This is a genomic window from Nioella sp., assembly GCF_964229645.1.
In the GTDB taxonomy this organism is placed as follows: Bacteria; Pseudomonadota; Alphaproteobacteria; order Rhodobacterales; family Rhodobacteraceae; genus Nioella.
Genome location: NZ_CAXREX010000262.1, coordinates 1 through 2,534, shown reverse-complemented (window position 1 = coordinate 2,534; position 2,534 = coordinate 1). Strand labels below are relative to the sequence as shown.

2 protein-coding genes are annotated in these 2,534 nt (G+C 67.7%); both read left to right on the top strand.

The features are described 5' to 3' along the window. On the top strand, positions 1-500 hold a 500-nt coding region (locus ACEQXV_RS17375), incomplete at its 5' end, for a hypothetical protein (RefSeq protein ID WP_370270219.1). Next, on the top strand, positions 497-2,534 hold a 2,038-nt coding region (gene pbpC, locus ACEQXV_RS17370), incomplete at its 3' end, for a penicillin-binding protein 1C (protein WP_370270218.1). The genes ACEQXV_RS17375 and pbpC, both read left to right, overlap by 4 nt.

Genomic DNA, 2,534 nt, shown 5'->3' with positions numbered 1-2,534 from the left:
GTGACCGCGAAGAGGTGCTGACCCTCACCCGCTATGGCCAGGCCGAAGGCGATACCCAGGCCGGGGGGAATGGCTACCGCATCACCCGCAGCTACATGACGCTCGATGGCTTGCCCGCGGATCCTGCCGAGGTCAGCGTGGGCACACGGCTGGTGGCCGTTGTGGCGGTGACGGGCTTCAGCGACCGCACGGCACGGCTGATGGTGAATGACCCGCTGCCAGCTGGCTTCGAGATCGACAATCCCAACCTCTTGCGCGCGGGGGATATCGGGGCCCTGGGCGATCTGGGCCTGACCGATTACGCCGACCACACGGAATTCCGGCAAGACCGGTTCCTTGCCGCCATTACTCACCAAGGGGGCGATCCGCTGCGGTTGGCATACATCGTGCGCGCGGTCAGCCCCGGCAGCTTCCACCACCCGGCGGCTTCGGTCGAAGACATGTATCGACCCGCCTTCCGGGCACAGACGGCTTCGGGCCACGTGGTGATCACCGAGTGATCCGGGCCAGGGTTTTCCTTTGGCTGGCAGCGCTGCTGCTGGCGGCTGGGCTGGCGCGGGACCGGTTCGATGACTGGATCGACGCAACGGTGATTCCACCGCTGGTGCCTGTCACCTCGGTCGAGGTGCTCGACCGGAACGGGGCGCTTCTGCGCGCCTACACGGTCGAGGACGGGCGCTGGCGCCTGCCGGTGTCGCTGTCGGACGTGGACCCGGAATTCATCGACCTTCTGCTCAACTTCGAGGACAGGCGCTTTTACCGCCATGCCGGTGTCGACTGGCGCGCGATGGCGCGGGCGGGCTGGCAGGCCCTGACCAATGGGCGGATCGTCTCGGGTGCGTCCACCATAACCATGCAGGTCGCGCGCCTTCTGGAAGATAGTGGAACGGGCACCTGGCGCGGCAAGTTCCGCCAGATCAGGCTGGCACTGGCGCTGGAACGGCAGCTGACCAAGGACGAGATCCTGACGCTCTACCTGCACCTCGCGCCCTATGGCGGGAATATCGAGGGCGTGCGCGCCGCGACCTTCACATGGTTCGGGCAGGAACCCCGGCAACTGACCACCGCCGAGGCCGCGTTGCTGGTGGCGATCCCACAGGCCCCTAACAGCCGCCGCCCCGACCGCAACCCGGAAAACGCGCTGGCAGCCCGTAACCGCGTCTTGCAGCGGGCGGAGACCTTTGGCGTTCTGACCCCCGACGCCGTGGCGACCGCCATGGCCGAACCCCTGCCCGCTGAGCGCCGCGATTTCCCCCTGCTGGCCCCGCACCTGTCCGACCGGATCCTGGCGGAAAACCCGGCTGGCCAGCACCGGCTGACCATCGATGCAACGCTGCAGGAGCAGATGGAAGCGCTCGCGCGTGCGGCGGTGCGGGGACAGGATGACCGGTTGAATGCCGCGATCATGGTGATGGACCACCAGACCGGCGAGGTGCTGGCCTCGGTCGGGTCCGCCGCCTATTCCGATAACCCGGCCCAGGGCTTCGTCGACATGACGCAGGCGCTGCGCAGCCCCGGATCGACGCTGAAGCCGCTGATCTACGGGATCGGCTTCGAAGCAGGGCTGATCCATCCCGAAACCTTGATCGAGGATCGTCCAACCCGGTTCGGCACCTATGCACCACAGAATTTCGACCTGGCCTTCCGCGGGGAACTGTCGGTGCGCGACGCCTTGCAGGCCTCGCTGAACATTCCCGTGGTGTCTTTGCTGGAAGAGATCGGTCCGGCCGAGCTGATGAACCGGATGCGGCGTGCCGGCATGAGCCCGGAACTGCCCGCCGGACAGCCCGGTCTTGCCGTGGCGCTTGGCGGCGTTGGCGTGACGATGGAAGACCTGATGCGTCTCTACGGGGCGCTGGCCTCGGGCGGGTCCTATGTGCCGCTCCACTATCGGGACGGCGAAGCTGCGGGAGAGCCTGTTCAGGTGCTCTCTCCCGTCGCCAGTTGGTATGTGGCAGACATCCTGTCTGGCATGCTTCCGCCCGCGAACGCGCCGCGCAACGGGCTCGCCTTCAAGACTGGAACAAGCTACGGACACCGCGATGCCTGGGCCTTCGGCTATGATGGCCGTTACGTGGTGGGTGTCTGGCTTGGCCGGGCCGATGGAGCCTCGGTGCCCGGGGCCTTCGGGGCCGATGTCGCGGCTCCGCTACTGTTCGAGGCCTTCGCCCGAACGGCTCCGCGCCTCGCCCCGCTCCCGCCTCCGCCGCCGGGTGCACTGACCGTTTCCCACACGGACCTGCCGCCGCCGCTTCGCCATTTCACCGGGCGCGGCACGACGGAGGCAGACCCGGATGCGCCCCAGATCGCCTTTCCGCCCGACGGTGCCGTGCTGGCGCGACAAGAAGGGTTGCCATTGCTGGCGCGCGTGGATCGGGGCACGCCGCCCTACACCTGGCTGTGGAACGGGCGTCCCATCGGGATCGGCGTGCAAGACCGCGACATGGACCTCGGACAGCCCGGCGCGGGTTTCGTGGACCTGACGGTGATCGATTCCCGGGGGCGCGTGGCCACGGTGTTTCTGGAAATCACGG